The organism is Acinetobacter sp. ACZLY 512 (assembly GCF_023614015.1).
Classification (GTDB): Bacteria; Pseudomonadota; Gammaproteobacteria; order Pseudomonadales; family Moraxellaceae; genus Acinetobacter; species Acinetobacter soli.
In genome coordinates this window covers 49,414-66,267 of record NZ_JAKIVI010000008.1, presented here as the reverse complement: position 1 = coordinate 66,267, position 16,854 = coordinate 49,414, and the positions used below count along the sequence as shown (strand labels likewise).

The window sequence follows — 16,854 nt, the reverse complement described above, 5'->3', positions numbered from 1 at the left end:
AAACTTCTTTTCTATTTCATCTCTAAAAAAATCTTGGCACACCCATTGTTAGCATATGATTTCTTAGACTTCGAAAAATATTTATCAGAGCCTTTGGCATCAAAGTCATATGTGATTGCCTTCGTATTGTCTCTTACCTTTTGAAAAATAGCTCCTAACATGAAATCTGCATTAGGAGTTGTTTTCAATTCAGGATACATAATGCCTGGAATATAACGGCGCTTATCTTCATAATCTATTTTTGAGTCTAATAAGCCTTGCACATATACCCGTCCATGGTCATAGCCATTCAATAGAAATGTCTCACTACCTCTCTTATCCCCCATTAGATCTGCCCATACAGAGCAGCTAAAACTTTCAAAAGCTAGAATAGACTTATTCGCTAATTCTTTAGAGGTCAGTACTTCATAGGCAGCATATACATCATCCGCATGGCTAAATGTGCTGATAGCACTAGCAAAACAAATCCCCATCAAAGCTATTTTTCTTTTCACTTCAGTTCACTTTTTTATCTTACGCTCAAATACCATACAACAAAAAAGGAGCCGAAGCTCCTAATTCTATTCTGATAAATCCCACCAGTAACTATTACCTAAGTTCTCCAGACGCTGCTGTGTTCTCGGTAAATAATCAGGATCAATCATATTCTGCATTTTTGAATACAGCATTCGATCTACGACCAGCTTACTGTACCAAAGATTCTGCAATGGAATATTGCTTTTCAGAGTATTGGCCACCTCCATCATCCGGGTAGATTCCTTACCTTCAATGATGCTATTGCCCATACCGGTGAGTAGCATACCCAGCTTCATGCTTTGGCCTAATAATGGGCCGCTGATAAAGTCTGATGCACTTCGACCGGTTGGATCTGAAAGTGCAGACATGATATCTCCCAAGAAGGAAAGTCCACCACCTTTAAGAAGTGACTTACCAAAAAAATCAATTGTGAATACCGGCTCGGGATTCTTACCATTTGCCAAATTCTGTGTCTGGACAATCAATGCACCGGCTAAAGTTTGATAAGCGAGTAGTGAAGCTAAGAACGTCACCCGGCTCTTAATATCTCCTTGGGCAAAGGCACGATGACCAATACGGAACATATAAGCCAATGGGAAGCCTTTAAACTGAAATAAGGTTCGGCCTAATTCTCCCTGGATGGTCCCAGCTTCACCTAAGTTAATGATGCTACGTTCACGCACACCCGCCTCAATAATGGCTACAGATTCCTCATTAAACAAATGAGTTTGGTACTTCATAGCTGCCTTATAGCGAAAGTCAGTAATCGCGTTGGCATTTCCCTGTTTATCCGATGATAAGAACTGCTTAATCACATCATCAGGCGCATTAAAGAAATCATTTTGAGTTAATACCGCCGTTCCATCTTCACGTTTGCTTGGCTCCAGCTGCTGCCATAACTGCCAGTCACGCTCAGTAATGCCATTCCCCTGTAGGATCTTAAGATCATCTGCACCGAGATCCTTCCAATCTGTTTTACGAGTCAATTCAGCAAGCTTATTCATATGCACTAGATTGAACGCTCGTTTCGCTCCTGCGGTGACGGCGTTCAAACCTGATAGTTTCATAGTCGTTGCAGCAAAAGCCTGCATACGTGCATTAAAGCGGCCTGACTTGGTCGCACTGCTGACAACATCAGCATCACCAAAACGAGTCATTGAACCGGCCATTTCGTTAATGCCAAGGCCAAAACGTAAAGCTTCATCTCGTGTGGCCCCCTGTTTCAATTGTTTTATGTATTCAGGGAGAATCGATTTGGTATAAGACAGGCCCAGCATATTAGCCACTTTCTTCATACTGGCATGGTCACCAAAGGTCGTCAGCGTGGTACCACCTAATTTAGATGCAACCATTAAGGCACGTAGTCCACCCATAACGTTACCTAAGGTTGAATCAATCGCCCGGGTATTGGCATCCAGGGTGTTATACATCGACATGGCCCGATGAGCCTGCTTATCAATCTCACCATGTTTCAATCCATTCTGTGGATCTGCTTTCAGTTTGATCTTGGCTTCATCCAATAGAGATTCAAACGTATGACGAGGATTGGATCCAAGATTCTGCATCATTGCCACTTCCGTACTCATGCGCTGAGTATGGTTTTTCAGGATCTCATGGAAGCCCGCCTCGTTATAGGTCCCGTACTTATTCTGATATGCCAGCCATGCATCGCCATCCTTGAAATGCAAAGCACGTGATTCCTGGTGACGATTTGCCATCTTTGAACGACCACCTACAGGTGATGCACTTGCTTTAGTCTGCTTATTCAGTACCAATAAGTCCTTGTTGGCGCCGTTGGTTGAAATTGTTTTATAGACATCTTCAAGCATGGACCTCAGTTCCAGTTCATCCATCAGCTCACCAGTCTCTTTGACATACTGATTGCGATCTAAACCGTTTAAGGCATCGTTCACCCATTCAGTTTGATCTGTTAAGGCCACCTTCTTTTGATCATGCGAAGTCATAAAGCCGAAATTATCGAGCTTTTTGATATTCCCTCCAGCCCGATTGAAGGCTAAACGCATCTCCTCCAAAACGGCGCTTACCTCTTTGGCCATAGCCGTAATTTCTGGATTATCAGACTTACCACCAAACATGACCCGGATAATGTCATCGGTCATTTCTTTATTGACTGACATACCGAAGCGCTCTTGTGTTTTGGTAAACACATCGGCGACTAAAGACATCCAGCGGCTATGTAAAGATTGGGATAGTTTTTCTATAGACTGGATACCGCTCTGATCAGAGAAGTATGCAATCTTCCGCATTAAAGCTTGGACCGGGTTTAATTTAGGATGGTTATAGATTTCGTTCTGTAGCTGAGCCTTGAGGATGGCATCCCGGGCAATGTTCTGATTGTTCTTAGCGATCTGGACGGCGAGATCCGTAGCAGTTTTCTGCGCAATCGCTTCAGCACGTTCAGCAGGACTTTTAAACATCCAATCAGGATCTGTTCTGGCCAGAGTATTTTGTGCCCGGATATACAGTGATGAAATACGATTACTATCAGCTGCACTTAATTTTCTTTTACCTAATGCCTTTGCAACTTGTTCTCTACATTCAGCTCTCATGCTGCTTCACTCCCAAATCTTAATGCGCAACTTGCCAATGCTTTCACTGCCTGAATTTCATCTTTTGCGATTTCTTCTTGCTCTTTGACATAGTCCAATAGATCTCGGGATGACATCGTCACAATTTCTTCATTCCCGTTTTCATCCAGGCGCGTAAAAGTCACTTCCATATCGGGATCTGCTTCCAGAATTGAAACCGCTTCCCTACCGTCTGCCGTGTCAGTGAATGCACCGTATTCACCTTTGCTAGACTTGGTTAAGTCCGGCGCACCATCAACCTTGGACTTACCAGGCTTCCAGAACTCACGTTCTAATGCCTGGGTAGCTTTATGCTGTACTGCAGTCAATTCAGGACTATCGGCTTTACCATTAGCAGGATGGGCAAATAGATCATTTCCATTACGTGTAGCCTTTACCGGGCTAATGGTGCCATCCTGATTAATCTGGCGCTGGAAGGTCGTATTAGAAGTATTATTGTGTAGCTCTTGAATAATTCCTCCATCATCCGTTGGCCGCTCTCGTTTAAGATAGTTTTGCGATCTGGTAGGAATCCAATCATCTCCCGCGGCAATGATTGAGTTTTGCTGATTATTTGAATCTGATGTTCTGGCATTATTGATATCTAAAGTATTTGATTCTGGATAACCAACCATAACTCGTTGTTGCTCTGGCTCGAGCTGGTAAAGATCAGAGTCCAATGTATCCAAATTACGGCTGGCACTATTACCAGGGCCAGATAAATCGACCTGAGGTTCAACATACGGCGTCCGGTAAGCACCTCCTTCAGAATACTGATAATGCGCCGTAGCCTTGAGGTATTCCAGATCCTCTTTAGTCAATGGAGAAGATAGGGCTTCAAACTCTTCCTGGAGTGACTTCACACTATGCTCATCTGCACTGAGTACAAAAGGCATTGCTTCAACTTCAGCATCAGATTGAGACTTGTAAGCAGGTGGTGCAGTTATATCAGACTCAAACTGTGGGAACTCTGATTCGCTCCCTCGGACTTCGGTAGGATGTGCTGCATTTTGTGAACCGACATCACCATAAAGTTTAGCTATATCGTTCCAGCGCTTTTCGTATTTGGCCTTTACCTGCCCAACAGTCATACCATTGAATTGATGACTTGAAGTGATACCTTCTGCAATCTGTCTTGCAGTCTTTTTCTGATTGCCTTTGCTCCAGCGTGTAGCCACATCTACAAAAAGCTCATTATCTTTGGCTTTCAAAAAGACTGGTCCACCACCTTCACCAAAGAAATGCAGGTAGTAAAGCTCTAGACCATTCGGATCTCGATTAAAGTGACTACGAAAAACCTTGGCATTGTGCTCGTAGTAGTTCAGGCCCGCTTTAATTTGATCATTACCATCAAACTTATTCTTACCTCCCATACGGGCAAAAGTGTCATCAAGGGTTTGGAATAAACCAGTAGCAGATGATATTGGCTTTCCTGTCTTTTTATCGATTGGTGGCTGAATCTTTGGATCAAAAGTGCCACCAGTTTCCAAATGAGAAATGACCAAGGCATCCACTGGATTGATACCCCGTTTAGAGGCTTCCTGAACAATCGTTTTTGTCCAAGGTTTTTTATCAAATACAGGATTAGTCAAAAGCTCCGCTATGACTGGCGCTTTATGCTCATCAGTATTGATAGCGCTTGGTCTTACAATGGCTTTCGGTGTCCCTGTTATTAGTACCACTGGTGCACTGGTTACGGTTGCTTTGGGTGTTCCGCTCACTGGTGCTTTTAAGCTAACCAACTCATCATTCAATGCACTCTCCATTGCACTATCCAGTGCATCAAAGTGTGAATTGGCTTCTTTTGCATTTTCTGGATTAAAAGGATTCATCCCTTCTGCATGCTCAAGGTTCGCTTGTACATGAGCAGCATCATTCATCGTATCAACATTACCGTGTTCTTTTACCTGCTCAGGTCTCAATCGGCCTTTATTGGCCCACAAGTTGAGTAGGAGTGCCATCCCGCCGTTTGCTGCTAATGTGGATGGGCTTAAAGCATTTTCCTTTAATGCTTCACCGTACTGAGCGACCTTCTTATTTTCATTGTTTTCAAGAAATGAACCTTCCAGATAATCACCAGCTACGCCAGCTCCAGTAGCCAGCGCAGTAGTAGCCACAGCATCAGCTACTACCGATTTAGCAACACCATGGGTAGGAATAGCAAAGCCCAGAGCATCTGTAATCCCTTTAATAGCCCCACCGGTTCGGGCCGTTTTTATATCTGCCCCTTTATTCAGTAAGTCTGATTTTTCTGCTTCAAAGGTCTGGTATCCAAATAGTCCAGAATTCAATGTTAAACCAGGTACACCGCCTGTACCTAGTGTAGTGACAGCGTTCCAGCCAATACGTGTAAAGTCTTTGGTCAGGCCATAAGTAAACTCACCTACACTCCCTAAATCATCTGGTTTAAATATTGTTAAGTTCTGAGCTCTAAGTGCTGCCGCTTTTTTATCATTTCTCAATAAAGCATCTGGGGAAGTGGCAACCTCGATCGTTCCCATTGCTATACCAGAAACACCACCTAAAACACCATCTGCAATAGATCCACGCTGAGATTTTGGTTTATATCGTGGATCATCTTGATTAAGACTTAATTCGTCATCTGCTAAAATATCCATGGCAACCTCAATGCAAAACAAGTGCTAAGCGTGTTTGTTTTTTGGGATCTCTATTACTGCTTTTATCCAAAACATAGCCCGAACCATTTTTGAAAAAATAACGGTAAGGATTCTTTGGATCCTGTTCCAACGGCAAATCCAAAAAATAGTCTTTATCTGAACCACCATAGGTTCTTGAGTTCAAGGAGTTAAAGGCTTCTAGCTGATCTTGGAATGATTTTTCACTTACTGTGTGTGGACGCAATACCATACTTCGTCCCCACATACTGCCCGAGGTAAATTTGCCACCAGTTACCTCAAGAACTGCTTTTTCAAACAACTCATTATCAATATTTTTAGTATCAAGCTTGCCTGATTTATCTGTAAGTTTTTCTGACTTTTGAGCAAGATAAGCATAATTTGCTTTCACTGAGTCATAATAAATTTTGTACTCAGGCGAACCAGGTGCAGCAATGCCTTTCAAGTAATCTGTAGTCTTAGCCATTAATGCTGCTTCACTTGGCTTTACCAGTCCTTTATCTAGTAAATCTTGGCCAGAAACTATTTGATTAGCTATGACGGAGTGGTTGCGATTATTTAAAGATATGGCCCAGCGGATTGAGTTTTTATCACCAAACACTGAGTTGATCATGTCTCTTGCAGCATTAGCATTGCCAGCACTTGCCTTGAATAAGCTGGTACCCAGTTGCAATTTTTGAACAGAATTTGCAACTGATAGATACTGTTTCATTTCGTTTTGTTGCTGCTGAGACAGCGGATTTAATGAACCAGTAATTCCATTATCCTGATGAATGGAGATGATGTTCTTCACATTATTGGACAGTCTTTCAATTGCACCTGCATCCCCTTGTGCAATTAGGGTTGTGGGAACTACAGGTAAATCTCGTCCAGTTTTGATCGAATATGCCAAAGAAGCATTATTCTTTTCATTGCCAAGCATGTTGTTGTTTGCTTTTTTCAGTAAATCAAGCCGAAAATTTAAGCCTTTCGGATCGTCCGACGGCGCGCTATGGGCATCTGTTTCAAGTCGAGATAAATAGGCTTGTCTTGCATCAGGCGGCATACGCATGAATTTTTGTACTTCAACCGTATTTGCAGCAAGTTTCTGAAATTCTAATTCTTGCTTGGTACCTCTGACACGACTATATAAGCTCTGAACTTTAACATCATCAGGTACAATACCTGTTTCAGTAATTTGACGCATTTCTGTTGTTGCATCTTTAGCATCGGCATCTATGCGTTTTTGTGCAGCTTCAATCGCTTTATTATTCTGATCTATTCGATTTAAATTCTTCTGACCATAATAAATGGCCTGTTCTTGTGTTAGATTTGGGTAGGTTTTTAGGATTTCTTCTGGTTTGGTCATAAGGGATAATTGTTCATTATTATCCATATTCCCAGCGAACCAAGCATTAACACCATTGGTGGAAAAGCTATTTTTATATTTATTCACAGCATTTTCGGTGTTGGCTAAAGGCACATTTTTGGACATGCCAAACTGTCTTAGAGCTTGTTCCCCTTCCTCTACGGTCTGGCTTGACTTTAACAATGTTTCAGCTAGATCGTTCATCTGAACCGATGCCTGAGAGCGAGCAGACTGAAACGCTACTGGCATGTATTTAGATGCACTTTGATATGATGTTTTATCAATGTACTGGTCAAAGTCCATTTTCCTAGTATTAGGAATATTAGGCATGTACTCTTTTTTAATTTTTTCTAAATTACTTTGACGCTCTTGAACAGCATTTTCAATTGGTAATGATCCACTTTGCACTTTCGCCGTGATATCAGCATCCATCAGATCAATATCAGCCGAAAACTTCGCTGATTGTTGAATGTATTGAGCAGTATCTTGTTTAGACTGCTGATCATTCATTAGTAGCTCTGTCTTCTTAGCGTCTACTTCTTTGTTGAGCTGATTTTGATGTATTTGCTCAGCGGCCTTACCAAAATTTTGCAATGCCCCAGCAAGCATTTGGCCGCTTTGATCTTGCGGCATTTGAATACGTTGCACTTGGGGCATAGCATTACCAAAATTACCCATCGGGATTCTAGCCATTAATCTACCCTTATAAATCTATGAATAGAGTTAATTTAAAATAGAGTTGGCATTTAAAAATTGGGTGTATTTCAAAAGAAAAAAGGAAGCTATCAAAGCCCCCTTTTTTATATTTAAATTTTGCTAAGCGTTACGAGATATACTTCTAATACCTGTCTTCCGCCCAACCGAAAGTGAGTTTAGTACAGGCTTTATAAACTGTATTTTCTTTACAATCTGACTTAATTCAAATTCAAACGTATTCCGATTAACTAAACGCTTAAAATCATGTTCGGGGTTAAGATAATACGCTGTAATAATTAATGCATTTGGTGAAGAACTCAGACTCTTAAGAATCGCGTATAAATGATTAAAATAAAATTCCTTATTATTTTTGTTTGCCAAATAAGTTAGCCGATAAATCAACTCCTCCAAATTATCAGCAATCTTCAGCAATTGCATTTGATAGCTAGATTCATATAACTGGTTGGGCTCTTTACCATTAATTGCTCTTTGGAATTCGTCAATTAAATATTCAATTCCATTGCAGAGCTGAATCGATCGCTCCATATCATCACAATCTAAAGGTCTATACGCTGGCTGCTTAGTCATCAATCATATTCTCCAGTGATTAATTCGAGGGATGTCCTGATCTGTTTTTTCAGTAAAAGCTTTCCACAAATCAATAAATGCTTCGCCTGCTTCATAATTTGGCGTGCTGCCAAACTCCCAATCATTTACCGTTGATGGACCTGAAACTGGAAGCAAAAAAGCAATTTTTTCATTCGTCATTTCATAATGCTCTTTCAACTCCCTAATCATCGCCAAATAATTTGGTGCGCCGTACCAGATTTCTGTTTTTAAAAAAATTAATCTTTTAGATACTTCGAAATTATTAAGCTCAATATAAATATCCATAATAGCCCCTCCCATAATTTTCAATTTATTAAGAGGCAATCCAAGTCATCAAAAAATGGGTGAATTCCACAACAAAACGCGCGCGCGCGCGAGGGAGACCGCAAAACACTATATTTTTAGCCTTCCATTCCACCTAGTAATCAATACCATCCTTCAATCTCCGTTTATCAATACGGCGTATCCAAGCAGGTCAAATCATACTTTTTAAAAGCATTCCTAAAACGCTCTAATTTTTCGTATTAGCGCCTTTAGATTCCTCATGTACCTTTGGTCATTTTTCTTATTAGAATTGCTCAGTGAGGAACTGGATGCAAAATCAAGCTATAGATTGATTCACTTTTAGATATTTTTCAAAAATTACTAACTTCCATCAAAATCCCAACTTCAAAGCATTCTAATGAGCACTTGAAACGTTGTGCTTTTCTTCTCACTTAAACTGACAGATTCTTTGGTAGGTTCATTGATAGGTTCTGCATCCCAAAAACGGGTACATTCAAAATCCCAAAAACGGGATCGTTCAAAACCCCAATATTGGGAATATTACCGTTTTCGGAATGATACCAATATTGGGTAGATTAAAATTTTATAAACTTAAGCCAATTCTAAAAAACCTTCCCCTATCTTTAATTTTTTGGACCATATTTTTCTATTTCTATAATCCTCAATTGTAACAAAACCATCAAAAGTGAAATTACCTTTAAAAATGTCACTTTTAAAGTGCAAATGCTTATGCCACATGGGTTGTAGAGAAATTAACCGTCCTTATTTAATATGTGGAATATCGTAAAAGAGAAAGATTGTTTTTTAAGTTTTTTTTGTAACAGGAATCCGTTTTTTTAATCGGTTTCATGGACTACTATGGAATATCGTAATTAAGAGTTCCAGTACATCAGAAAAAGAATTCAATCCAGGTACCAAATCATAGCAAAGTGAAAAGAAGTCACTTTCAAAGTGATAAAAAGTGTAATTTCAAAATTATGATTGAGCCCAGTGCAAAATAAGAAAAGGAGGAATCGAGCATAGCAATACTCCAGATCAGGAGATCCTGCAGTACTTACCCTCCAACAGCTATCAACTTCTCAATTAAGCCAGGTCAACAACCATGTTTAAACAGAAATATATCATCACTGTAGAAAGTGAGTTACCACCTAGAATATGTCTTGGAGATTCAATCTACGGCGCTACAGTTATTGCATTAGAAAAAGAGCAATATCCAGATCTTGTAGATTTAGCCTGGTTAACAAAACGCTTCCCGCTTTCCAGACACACCCTCTCGGAAAAACTAGAGCTATTTAATTTAGGTGGAGAAGGTAAGAAATTATATGACCCCAATGTTGTTATTCCTTTTCTTAAAACCGATTTTAAAAGTCGACGCGGACGACCAAGGAAGAATTAATGAAACATATAGATCCAAAGCTTAATACCTACACAATGCTATGCATGCGTTATGTATCACCAGTAGTTCACCTAGATACCATTGTCCAAGATTATTTCACGCATATGGATGTCAAAACGGCGCGTAAGAAAGCTAACTTCCATGAACTGCCATTTCCAGCATTTAAAATCGAGCAATCAGCTAAAGCGCCGTGGATGGTCAGGCTTGAAGATTTTGCTATCTATTTAGATGAACAATACGCCCTGCATCGCCATGATTATGATGCTATGAACTCTTAGACAAAATATACATTGATATGCCAATATATAGTTGTTGGGAAAATATCCAATAAAAGTTATAAATCTCATGATTTATATATTTTTTCTTTTTATTTTTTTGGGGTTCTTATGTCATACATCATCAAGTTGATTTCAGAAAATTGCTACATCATTCCTGATGATGAAGGCTGGTTGACCACTACAGAATCGCAGCAAGAAGCTATCGAGATAGGTTTATTCGATGATATGGAATCAGCAGATGAAACAGCACAAAGTTTCAGTGGTGGAATGACCAGAGGCATTGATTACATAATCCAGCCAGTTTCTAAAGACCCATACCAGGTTGTGGAAATTATTATTCCTGAAGAAATTGCCCCTAAACTAAAAAATATCAATAGCTTCATTAAGAATGGTAAGGCACATATCTTCCTTACTAATGTAACGACTGCAGATGATGCTATGGATGGCTTTACTCGTTACGGTGTTTCTACTGGAGCCAATGCTGTTCTTTATAAAACTGCTCATTATGAGGCTCGGAAAGAGGCTATTTCACAGTACCTAAATGAACGATTTGGAACTCATTGGACATTAAACCTACTACCTGTTCAGGCTTGAATTTTGAAAAATTAGATTAAATTGGAAATAACATATGTCAATTTGTGCTACTTACCATCAACTCAATGCATCAGTAGAATCTCTTATTCAAGGTAAACCTAAAGCTATTGCTACCATAAACCTATATGAATATTTTCAAAAATTAGTTGAATGGGGTTATGTTGATTTTAAGCGAAATTTTTTGAATGATAGATTTTGTGGATTAATTTCGGATGTGCATTTTGATGATAGTCTCAATGCAATCAAATTTGTATTTATCATTGCTGATGCCGAAGCTGAAAATCAGGTTGTACGTGACTTAGAAACCAATAAAACAAGACCTTTAAAAAGAAATAAAAATGAGGGAGCTGATAAAAGAGTAAATGTAGCAATAAAAGTTGATTCATCTAATCCTGCTCTAGCTAAGGTTGCCTTAGAATATGAACGAGGCATCACAATAAAAAAACTCATTGATACTCTAAATTATTTTTTTAGCCATGCAAGAAAACATGGAGGTTTTGAAAGTTACTTTATTGGTGATGATCCAGTTGAACGCTATCAAAAAGCACCTAAGGCAGGCCAACCGAAGCCTTTAGCTTATAAGCCAAAATTAGAAATTAAGGCAGAAGTAGACCCAAGTATTATTAAGGCTTTTGAAGATGGAAAAATTCAGCACGTAGATTTTTATAAACAAGCCCAAAATAGTACAAACTTTGACGCTACTGGACATTTTAGTCAGGATAAAATTAAAGTTTCAATGAAAGTAGACACTCAAATCATCAATGATACTTCCACATCATTCTTGGATAAAGCCGCTGATGTTATTGGTACTTTTGCCTTGTTTAGAAAAGGTCAGCCAGAAATGCAAGGCTCAGTTTTTACAATTAATTTTAAAGATGAAAATGGCAGTCCACGTACTGCAGAATATGATGCAGATGATGAAGTTTTCCGTTTAGTTAAGAAAGAGTATTTCCCAGAAGAACTACGACAACCTATGTCGGAAGAGGATGAAAACGGTGAGAGCCCTGCTCGTGCCAACATTGCCCTATGTGATAGAATGTTAGCTAAAATGTGATCCTAGTTATAAAAAATTGGGGGTAGTTATGCTTGAATTGATTTTTAAGCCTTTAAACTATCTTAGTATAAGATGGGATAACGGATTAATTAATAAGACACGTTTTGATTTTATTGTTCCTTTATTAGTTGCAATTATATTAAGTGCAATTATGACCTTTTTATGGTTTGAAATTGGTACTAAGAATTCAAATATTTTTACCAATGATCTGACATATTATTTAATTTGCTTTCTACAAACAATGCCAGGATTCTATATCGCTGCCTTAGCTGCTATATCGACGATTAATAGTACTACTATGGATCAACCAATGGCTGGCGATCCGCCTAAAGAAAAATATATTGAATATAATCCATATAAAGTTTTTTGGATTGAGATGAATAGAAGAAGGTTCTTAGCACGATTATTTTCTTATCTAACTTTCATCAGCATCGTACTATTTTGTTTTTTATTGATTATCCGTTTTTCATATAGCTTAGAAATTAAGGTTTCTTCACTATCTGTGGTCTATATCGTTTACTTTTTTTCTTGTGTAGTTGTTATCTTTTCACTTGTACAGTTAATAATGATGACTTTTTTAAGTCTCTATTATCTTGGCGAAAGAGTCCATAAAAATTAGTTGTTTATACTATAATGTATTTTCTTAACCCACCCTAGCGGTGGGTTTCCTTTTTCCCACATTCGCTTATAATTCGAATACCAATAACAATAAACCTATAACAACTATGAAGCACATCACATTTATCACCCTACTCTTATCTTTAGCTTTTACTGGCTGCCAAAAGCAACAAGCCGCTGATATAGATCTGGATGCAGTGACGACTGCGCTAGAGAAGTCAGACAGCATTCTTGGTCTATATATTGAAAAACTAGATTCAGAATTCACTACTCAGGATGTGAAAGTAAAAATTGTATGCAGGGATTACCCTCATGAATACGAAACGAATTATGCCCCCAATATGCTTAAGTTGAATTCAAATTACACTGAATCAGCTCTGTTGACTGACCTGGATCTCGTTATGGATCATTACAAGAAAAGGGATAGTATTCGCTGCTAAGTCAGGCATGTTTTCTTATTATTGATATATTCCAACCCACTACAGCAGTGGGTTTTATTTTAAATAACTTCCCAAACATGCTTGGATGGATTATCAATACATAATCTGATCATTGAACTCTACTCATCAAAATTTGCCCATACTGGTTGAGTCAAATACTGTTTATCGGCTTCAAAGAGTAAACATATAAACAGTCTATGTTTAGTGATCTCCTCAGCTACTTCAACGGCGCTTTCAATTGAATGAAATACTTTAGCTAAATCAGGAATCTTGGCATAAGCGGTATTGATCAGATCTTCTGTTTCGTCAAATGTGCTTAAGAACTCATCTCTGTCAGGTAAGTTAATAACGTACCCTCTAAACTTAGTACCTTCTGGAAGATTAAGACGTTTCTTAGCTTCTTCGATTGAAATTCTCTCACCTTCCAGCTTTTGATCTTGTGTCTGCTTGATGCGCACTTCACGTGAGCCTCTTTGTTTTGCCTGCCCCATTGATAGTCCTTTCTTCTACATTTATTTGTCATGATGTGTACTTATCCATATTTGACTTTAACAATGAACTATTTAACTTATCAACTCAAACAAGCTGCTATTAATCAACTTTTTACTAATAAAAATTTATCAAAAAGACCAACCCGATCAGACTAATTGGAAGAAAATGCCAGATAAGCTCATATTTTTGAATAAATTTACACCAATTAGCTGTTGAGATGAGTACTTTTAAAAATAAGGATACAAATGAGGATATAAACCCGTTACTTGAAATTTCAACTATTGTTATTTCAATGGCTTATGTGTGCAGTTCAATCCCCGCAGGGCGTACCATTACACAGTGAATATGGCACATAGAGATAATGAGTGCTTGAGGATTATTCACAATCAATTAATTAGTAAATGATTAAACTGATTGTACGCTATAGTAAGATTTGACTATAAAAGTGCACAGTACAAAATCTACCTCATTATTGATGGTCTTTGTCGGTCACTGATCTGCCCTATCCGTGCATCCATTAGTTTCTTTAATAAAGCATCACGACCATTTTCTATTGACCATTGCATTTCATCATCCGTGATAACAGTAGCGATTAGAAGCTGCTGATATAGCTTTAGTTATTATTGTTTAATTTTGATGCGCTTAAAATCATCATATCTTGATCATTATGTTCATCTTTATATCTGTTGAACTTGAAGGCATATCATTATGGTATAAGGCCAAAATTAGAATATATACACAGCCTTTTTTTAATTTTCCCGATAGCAGTCATAATTTTTATAATACTTTTTTAACATCTAATCTTTTTAAATTTAATGATTAACAAATAATAAAAGAGATAATTATAATATTGCTTACTCTTCAAATGGTAACTACTTTATAAATGTTTCAGGCGTTGGAGGAAACTGCACCAATTTTGCCAATCAATCAATATCTGGCGGATTGCTTGGAAGCACCAATTCGAAAACGTTAAATCAAAACCTAATCTCTCAATCATCAGCTGTTAAAGCAACTTAAAACACAAGTATTTTTTATAAATGCAACATTGTGAGTAATGCTTGTCAGACTATCGCTTGGCGTGGTGCTCAATCAATGTTTTCCTATTCGGCGAATAGTACTAACTTACAATCAAGTGGTGTGAGGTTAAATTTAGCTACAAAAACAGCATTAGTTAATGGAAGTCTAACTTCTCTTGATATATCAAAAATCAGAGTAGGAGATATCGTATACTTAGATTTTGATTACGTGGCAGGTGGCTCAAATAATTCTGTAGATCATACTGCAGTTGTAACCGCCGTGAATCCAGAATCTTGGTATGATGTTACAGATAAAATGAAATACAACAATGTAAAATTGACGTATCAATCTAATAACGTAACGAATAAAGGTTTGGGTGATATGGATGCAAAAGCTATCTATGTATACCGTCCTTTTGTTTAAATAAATCTTTATATTTAATTGAAAAAGTATCATCTACATTGAGTAGATGATACTGGAGTTAATTTTGAAAAAGTTAATAATTGTTGTTGTGCTGTGTCTGGCGAGTCTTATTTCCTTATATTTATATTTTAAACCCACCAAGAATTACTCAATTGCTGAACTTCAGCAAAATGGGAGATTAAGTAATAATGAATTGAAACAAAAACAAAATTCAAATAATTCCGATATCAATATCAAATCGTATATTCAGTCCCTTACAGACTTTATTGATAAAGCTCCATTTCGTCAGGAAGATACACATGCCATATTAACTAGAAATTCGGAAAATATTCAAAAGTATTTAAGTGATTTTTCTAAATTAGTAGATATTAACATTATGAATAATAATAACTTAACTAACGATGAAAAATCAAGAATACTATGGGAACTATTTAAAGAATATAATTGGCGCGGCGAAGATAACGCATTTAAGGCTATTATCAAAGATCATTTGATGTACTTAAAAAATCCGAATTTAATTCCAGATATTACAAGTACATATAGCAATATTGCAAAGTTAGGTGAAAAAAGCGCAAATGCTCGTCATGATCTACTAGAAATATTAAATTCTATAGATATAGATTCAAAAATTTCAGCTAATCAGAATGTTATTGATACTTTAAGTACTGATCTAAGATCAATTAATAGTAGAAATGAGGCACAGAATTTAAGCGATATGGCTATAACTTTGCTCTACAATTATAGTAAAGCCAGCGATTCTAATATTATCCAAGATGTTGTTAGAGCAGCCAACAATAATTCTCAAGCAAGTCTCAGTTACATGAACAGCCTCTTTAAATTAGCCATTACCGATACAGACTCGAATCATTTACAAAGTCTTCTTCAAAGTAATATGTCTCAAAGCACAAAAGAAGATTTGAATCATTCTATTGCGTTTAATCTTAAAGAAAATGGATCAGTTCAGCTAAGTACGATAGATCAAAAATCGTTGGCCGTTTTGAATCAATATCTAGCGACTGCCGTCAATGAGAAATCAGGCGACAATAGAGATTTACAACAGGTTCAAATTGCAGTTTCTAAATTATTAAGTCAAAAGTAATAGAATATCGGATTCTTGCCATGGTCTAAGAATCAATCGAGAAGTCTCTAGCATGGTCTTGTTTATTTACTGATGACCGAATAGCTACCGATTTTGTAGGCACCTTTTAATTAGATATTGGACTGCCACTACTCTCCTAGACAAATATCGTCTATTCTTTTTGTATAGGAGAGAACATTATGAATGGACACCGCTATACCCCAGAATATAAAGATGAAACTGTTAAATGAATTACTGAACATGGATATTCTGTCACTGATGTGGCAGAACGTTTAGATGTATCACAACACAGTATTTATAAATGGCTTAAAGCTGTAAAAGCTGTACATCCATTACACAACAACCATGATGAACATGAACTGCTTGAAGCAAAGAAAGAAATTCTACGCCTTAAAAGTCAGCTTAAGCAAACTGAAGAAGAGCGGGATATCTTAAAGTGAAAGCACTGCTTTCACGCTGCTTTGGAAGCCTGCCGGAGTGAAGTATCAATTCATCCTTGAATACAACCATCAATTTAAGATTAAAACAGAGCACTGAAAGTTCTATCAAACTGCTTATTGACTGGAACAGACACTCCTGCACCACAAAAGAATAGCAACTCTCCACGCTCTTGAGCATCTATAAGTTCATTTGGAATATTTGGACCAGTTGCAGTAAAACGCATTTCAAACCCCTTACTTAATTTTATTATTTATCAAAATCTTATACGATTTAATATTTCATTAAGTTTAGCATGATGTATTTTAAAAATAGTATGTAAATAAA

16 protein-coding genes and 1 pseudogene are annotated in these 16,854 nt (G+C 37.6%); 9 read left to right on the top strand and 8 right to left on the bottom strand.

Translation table 11 applies throughout. From position 1 onward, the window contains the following. Positions 1 to 11: 11 nt before the first annotated feature. The 6 genes from L2096_RS10165 to L2096_RS10140 form a co-directional block, all read right to left on the bottom strand. Entirely contained in the window at positions 12 to 494 is a 483-nt protein-coding gene (locus L2096_RS10165) for a hypothetical protein (protein WP_250365351.1), read from the bottom strand. 66 nt (positions 495 to 560) lie between these two features. Next, positions 561 to 3,086 (bottom strand): hypothetical protein, encoded by a 2,526-nt coding sequence (locus L2096_RS10160; protein WP_250365350.1) that lies wholly within the window; start codon positions 3,084 to 3,086, stop codon positions 561 to 563. Continuing rightward, positions 3,083 to 5,722: a lysozyme family protein gene (locus L2096_RS10155; RefSeq protein ID WP_250365349.1), complete on the bottom strand. Its 2,640-nt coding sequence runs from the start codon at positions 5,720 to 5,722 to the stop codon at positions 3,083 to 3,085. The genes L2096_RS10160 and L2096_RS10155 overlap by 4 nt, the downstream gene beginning before the upstream one ends. A gap of 7 nt (positions 5,723 to 5,729) precedes the next feature. Next, entirely contained in the window at positions 5,730 to 7,781 is a 2,052-nt protein-coding gene (locus L2096_RS10150; RefSeq protein ID WP_250365348.1) for a hypothetical protein, read from the bottom strand. A gap of 123 nt (positions 7,782 to 7,904) precedes the next feature. After that, positions 7,905 to 8,372, bottom strand: coding sequence for a hypothetical protein (locus L2096_RS10145; RefSeq protein WP_250365347.1), 468 nt, complete (start codon positions 8,370 to 8,372; stop codon positions 7,905 to 7,907). 3 nt (positions 8,373 to 8,375) lie between these two features. Continuing rightward, a complete protein-coding gene (locus L2096_RS10140) occupies positions 8,376 to 8,678 on the bottom strand; it encodes a hypothetical protein (RefSeq protein ID WP_250365346.1) in 303 nt (100 codons plus the stop codon). 1,102 nt (positions 8,679 to 9,780) lie between these two features. On the opposite strand from L2096_RS10140, the gene L2096_RS10135 reads away from it, so the two are divergent. From L2096_RS10135 to L2096_RS10110, 6 genes are all read left to right on the top strand, one after another. Beyond that, positions 9,781 to 10,074 carry a hypothetical protein gene (locus tag L2096_RS10135; RefSeq protein WP_250365345.1) on the top strand — a complete coding sequence of 98 codons (294 nt, stop codon included), beginning with the start codon at positions 9,781 to 9,783 and terminating at the stop codon, positions 10,072 to 10,074. Beyond that, positions 10,074 to 10,352 carry a pyocin activator PrtN family protein gene (locus L2096_RS10130; RefSeq protein ID WP_250365344.1) on the top strand — a complete coding sequence of 93 codons (279 nt, stop codon included), beginning with the start codon at positions 10,074 to 10,076 and terminating at the stop codon, positions 10,350 to 10,352. The genes L2096_RS10135 and L2096_RS10130 overlap by 1 nt, the downstream gene beginning before the upstream one ends. Positions 10,353 to 10,460: 108 nt before the next feature. Further along, the gene (locus L2096_RS10125; RefSeq protein ID WP_250365343.1) at positions 10,461 to 10,946 is read left to right on the top strand and encodes a hypothetical protein; all 486 of its coding nucleotides are present in this window, start codon (positions 10,461 to 10,463) and stop codon (positions 10,944 to 10,946) included. Positions 10,947 to 10,980: 34 nt separating this feature from the next. Next, positions 10,981 to 12,000 (top strand): hypothetical protein, encoded by a 1,020-nt coding sequence (locus tag L2096_RS10120; RefSeq protein WP_250365342.1) that lies wholly within the window; start codon positions 10,981 to 10,983, stop codon positions 11,998 to 12,000. Between the two features lie 28 nt (positions 12,001 to 12,028). Next, positions 12,029 to 12,619, top strand: coding sequence for a hypothetical protein (locus L2096_RS10115; protein WP_250365341.1), 591 nt, complete (start codon positions 12,029 to 12,031; stop codon positions 12,617 to 12,619). 106 nt (positions 12,620 to 12,725) lie between these two features. After that, entirely contained in the window at positions 12,726 to 13,058 is a 333-nt protein-coding gene (locus tag L2096_RS10110; protein WP_250365340.1) for a hypothetical protein, read from the top strand. A 119-nt stretch (positions 13,059 to 13,177) separates the two neighbouring features. On the opposite strand, the gene L2096_RS10105 is transcribed toward L2096_RS10110, so the two are convergent. Then, on the bottom strand, positions 13,178 to 13,549 hold the full coding sequence (locus tag L2096_RS10105) for a hypothetical protein (protein ID WP_250365339.1): 372 nt from the start codon (positions 13,547 to 13,549) through the stop codon (positions 13,178 to 13,180). 1,048 nt (positions 13,550 to 14,597) lie between these two features. On the opposite strand from L2096_RS10105, the gene L2096_RS10100 reads away from it, so the two are divergent. From L2096_RS10100 to L2096_RS10090, 3 genes and pseudogenes are all read left to right on the top strand, one after another. Then, positions 14,598 to 14,990, top strand: coding sequence for a hypothetical protein (locus L2096_RS10100; RefSeq protein WP_250365338.1), 393 nt, complete (start codon positions 14,598 to 14,600; stop codon positions 14,988 to 14,990). A gap of 64 nt (positions 14,991 to 15,054) precedes the next feature. Next, positions 15,055 to 16,089, top strand: coding sequence for a hypothetical protein (locus tag L2096_RS10095; protein WP_250365337.1), 1,035 nt, complete (start codon positions 15,055 to 15,057; stop codon positions 16,087 to 16,089). A gap of 230 nt (positions 16,090 to 16,319) precedes the next feature. Further along, positions 16,320 to 16,526: pseudogene (locus tag L2096_RS10090) on the top strand (transposase); the annotation flags it as partial. An 83-nt stretch (positions 16,527 to 16,609) separates the two neighbouring features. On the opposite strand, the gene L2096_RS10085 reads toward L2096_RS10090, so the two are convergent. Further along, complete coding sequence (locus tag L2096_RS10085) at positions 16,610 to 16,753, bottom strand: hypothetical protein (RefSeq protein ID WP_250365335.1); 144 nt, start codon at positions 16,751 to 16,753, stop codon at positions 16,610 to 16,612. Positions 16,754 to 16,854: the final 101 nt, after the last annotated feature.

Bases quoted from the DNA above. Each gene is read 5' to 3' on its own strand.
- L2096_RS10160 (WP_250365350.1), bottom strand. From the start codon at position 3,086: ATGAGAGCTGAATGTAGAGAACAAGTTGCAAAGGCATTAGGTAAAAGA.
- L2096_RS10155 (WP_250365349.1), bottom strand. From the start codon at position 5,722: ATGGATATTTTAGCAGATGACGAATTAAGTCTTAATCAAGATGATCCA.
- L2096_RS10150 (WP_250365348.1), bottom strand. From the start codon at position 7,781: ATGGCTAGAATCCCGATGGGTAATTTTGGTAATGCTATGCCCCAAGTG.
- L2096_RS10145 (WP_250365347.1), bottom strand. From the start codon at position 8,372: ATGACTAAGCAGCCAGCGTATAGACCTTTAGATTGTGATGATATGGAG.
- L2096_RS10140 (WP_250365346.1), bottom strand. From the start codon at position 8,678: ATGGATATTTATATTGAGCTTAATAATTTCGAAGTATCTAAAAGATTA.
- L2096_RS10135 (WP_250365345.1), top strand. From the start codon at position 9,781: ATGTTTAAACAGAAATATATCATCACTGTAGAAAGTGAGTTACCACCT.
- L2096_RS10130 (WP_250365344.1), top strand. From the start codon at position 10,074: ATGAAACATATAGATCCAAAGCTTAATACCTACACAATGCTATGCATG.
- L2096_RS10125 (WP_250365343.1), top strand. From the start codon at position 10,461: ATGTCATACATCATCAAGTTGATTTCAGAAAATTGCTACATCATTCCT.
- L2096_RS10120 (WP_250365342.1), top strand. From the start codon at position 10,981: ATGTCAATTTGTGCTACTTACCATCAACTCAATGCATCAGTAGAATCT.
- L2096_RS10115 (WP_250365341.1), top strand. From the start codon at position 12,029: ATGCTTGAATTGATTTTTAAGCCTTTAAACTATCTTAGTATAAGATGG.
- L2096_RS10110 (WP_250365340.1), top strand. From the start codon at position 12,726: ATGAAGCACATCACATTTATCACCCTACTCTTATCTTTAGCTTTTACT.
- L2096_RS10105 (WP_250365339.1), bottom strand. From the start codon at position 13,549: ATGGGGCAGGCAAAACAAAGAGGCTCACGTGAAGTGCGCATCAAGCAG.
- L2096_RS10085 (WP_250365335.1), bottom strand. From the start codon at position 16,753: ATGCGTTTTACTGCAACTGGTCCAAATATTCCAAATGAACTTATAGAT.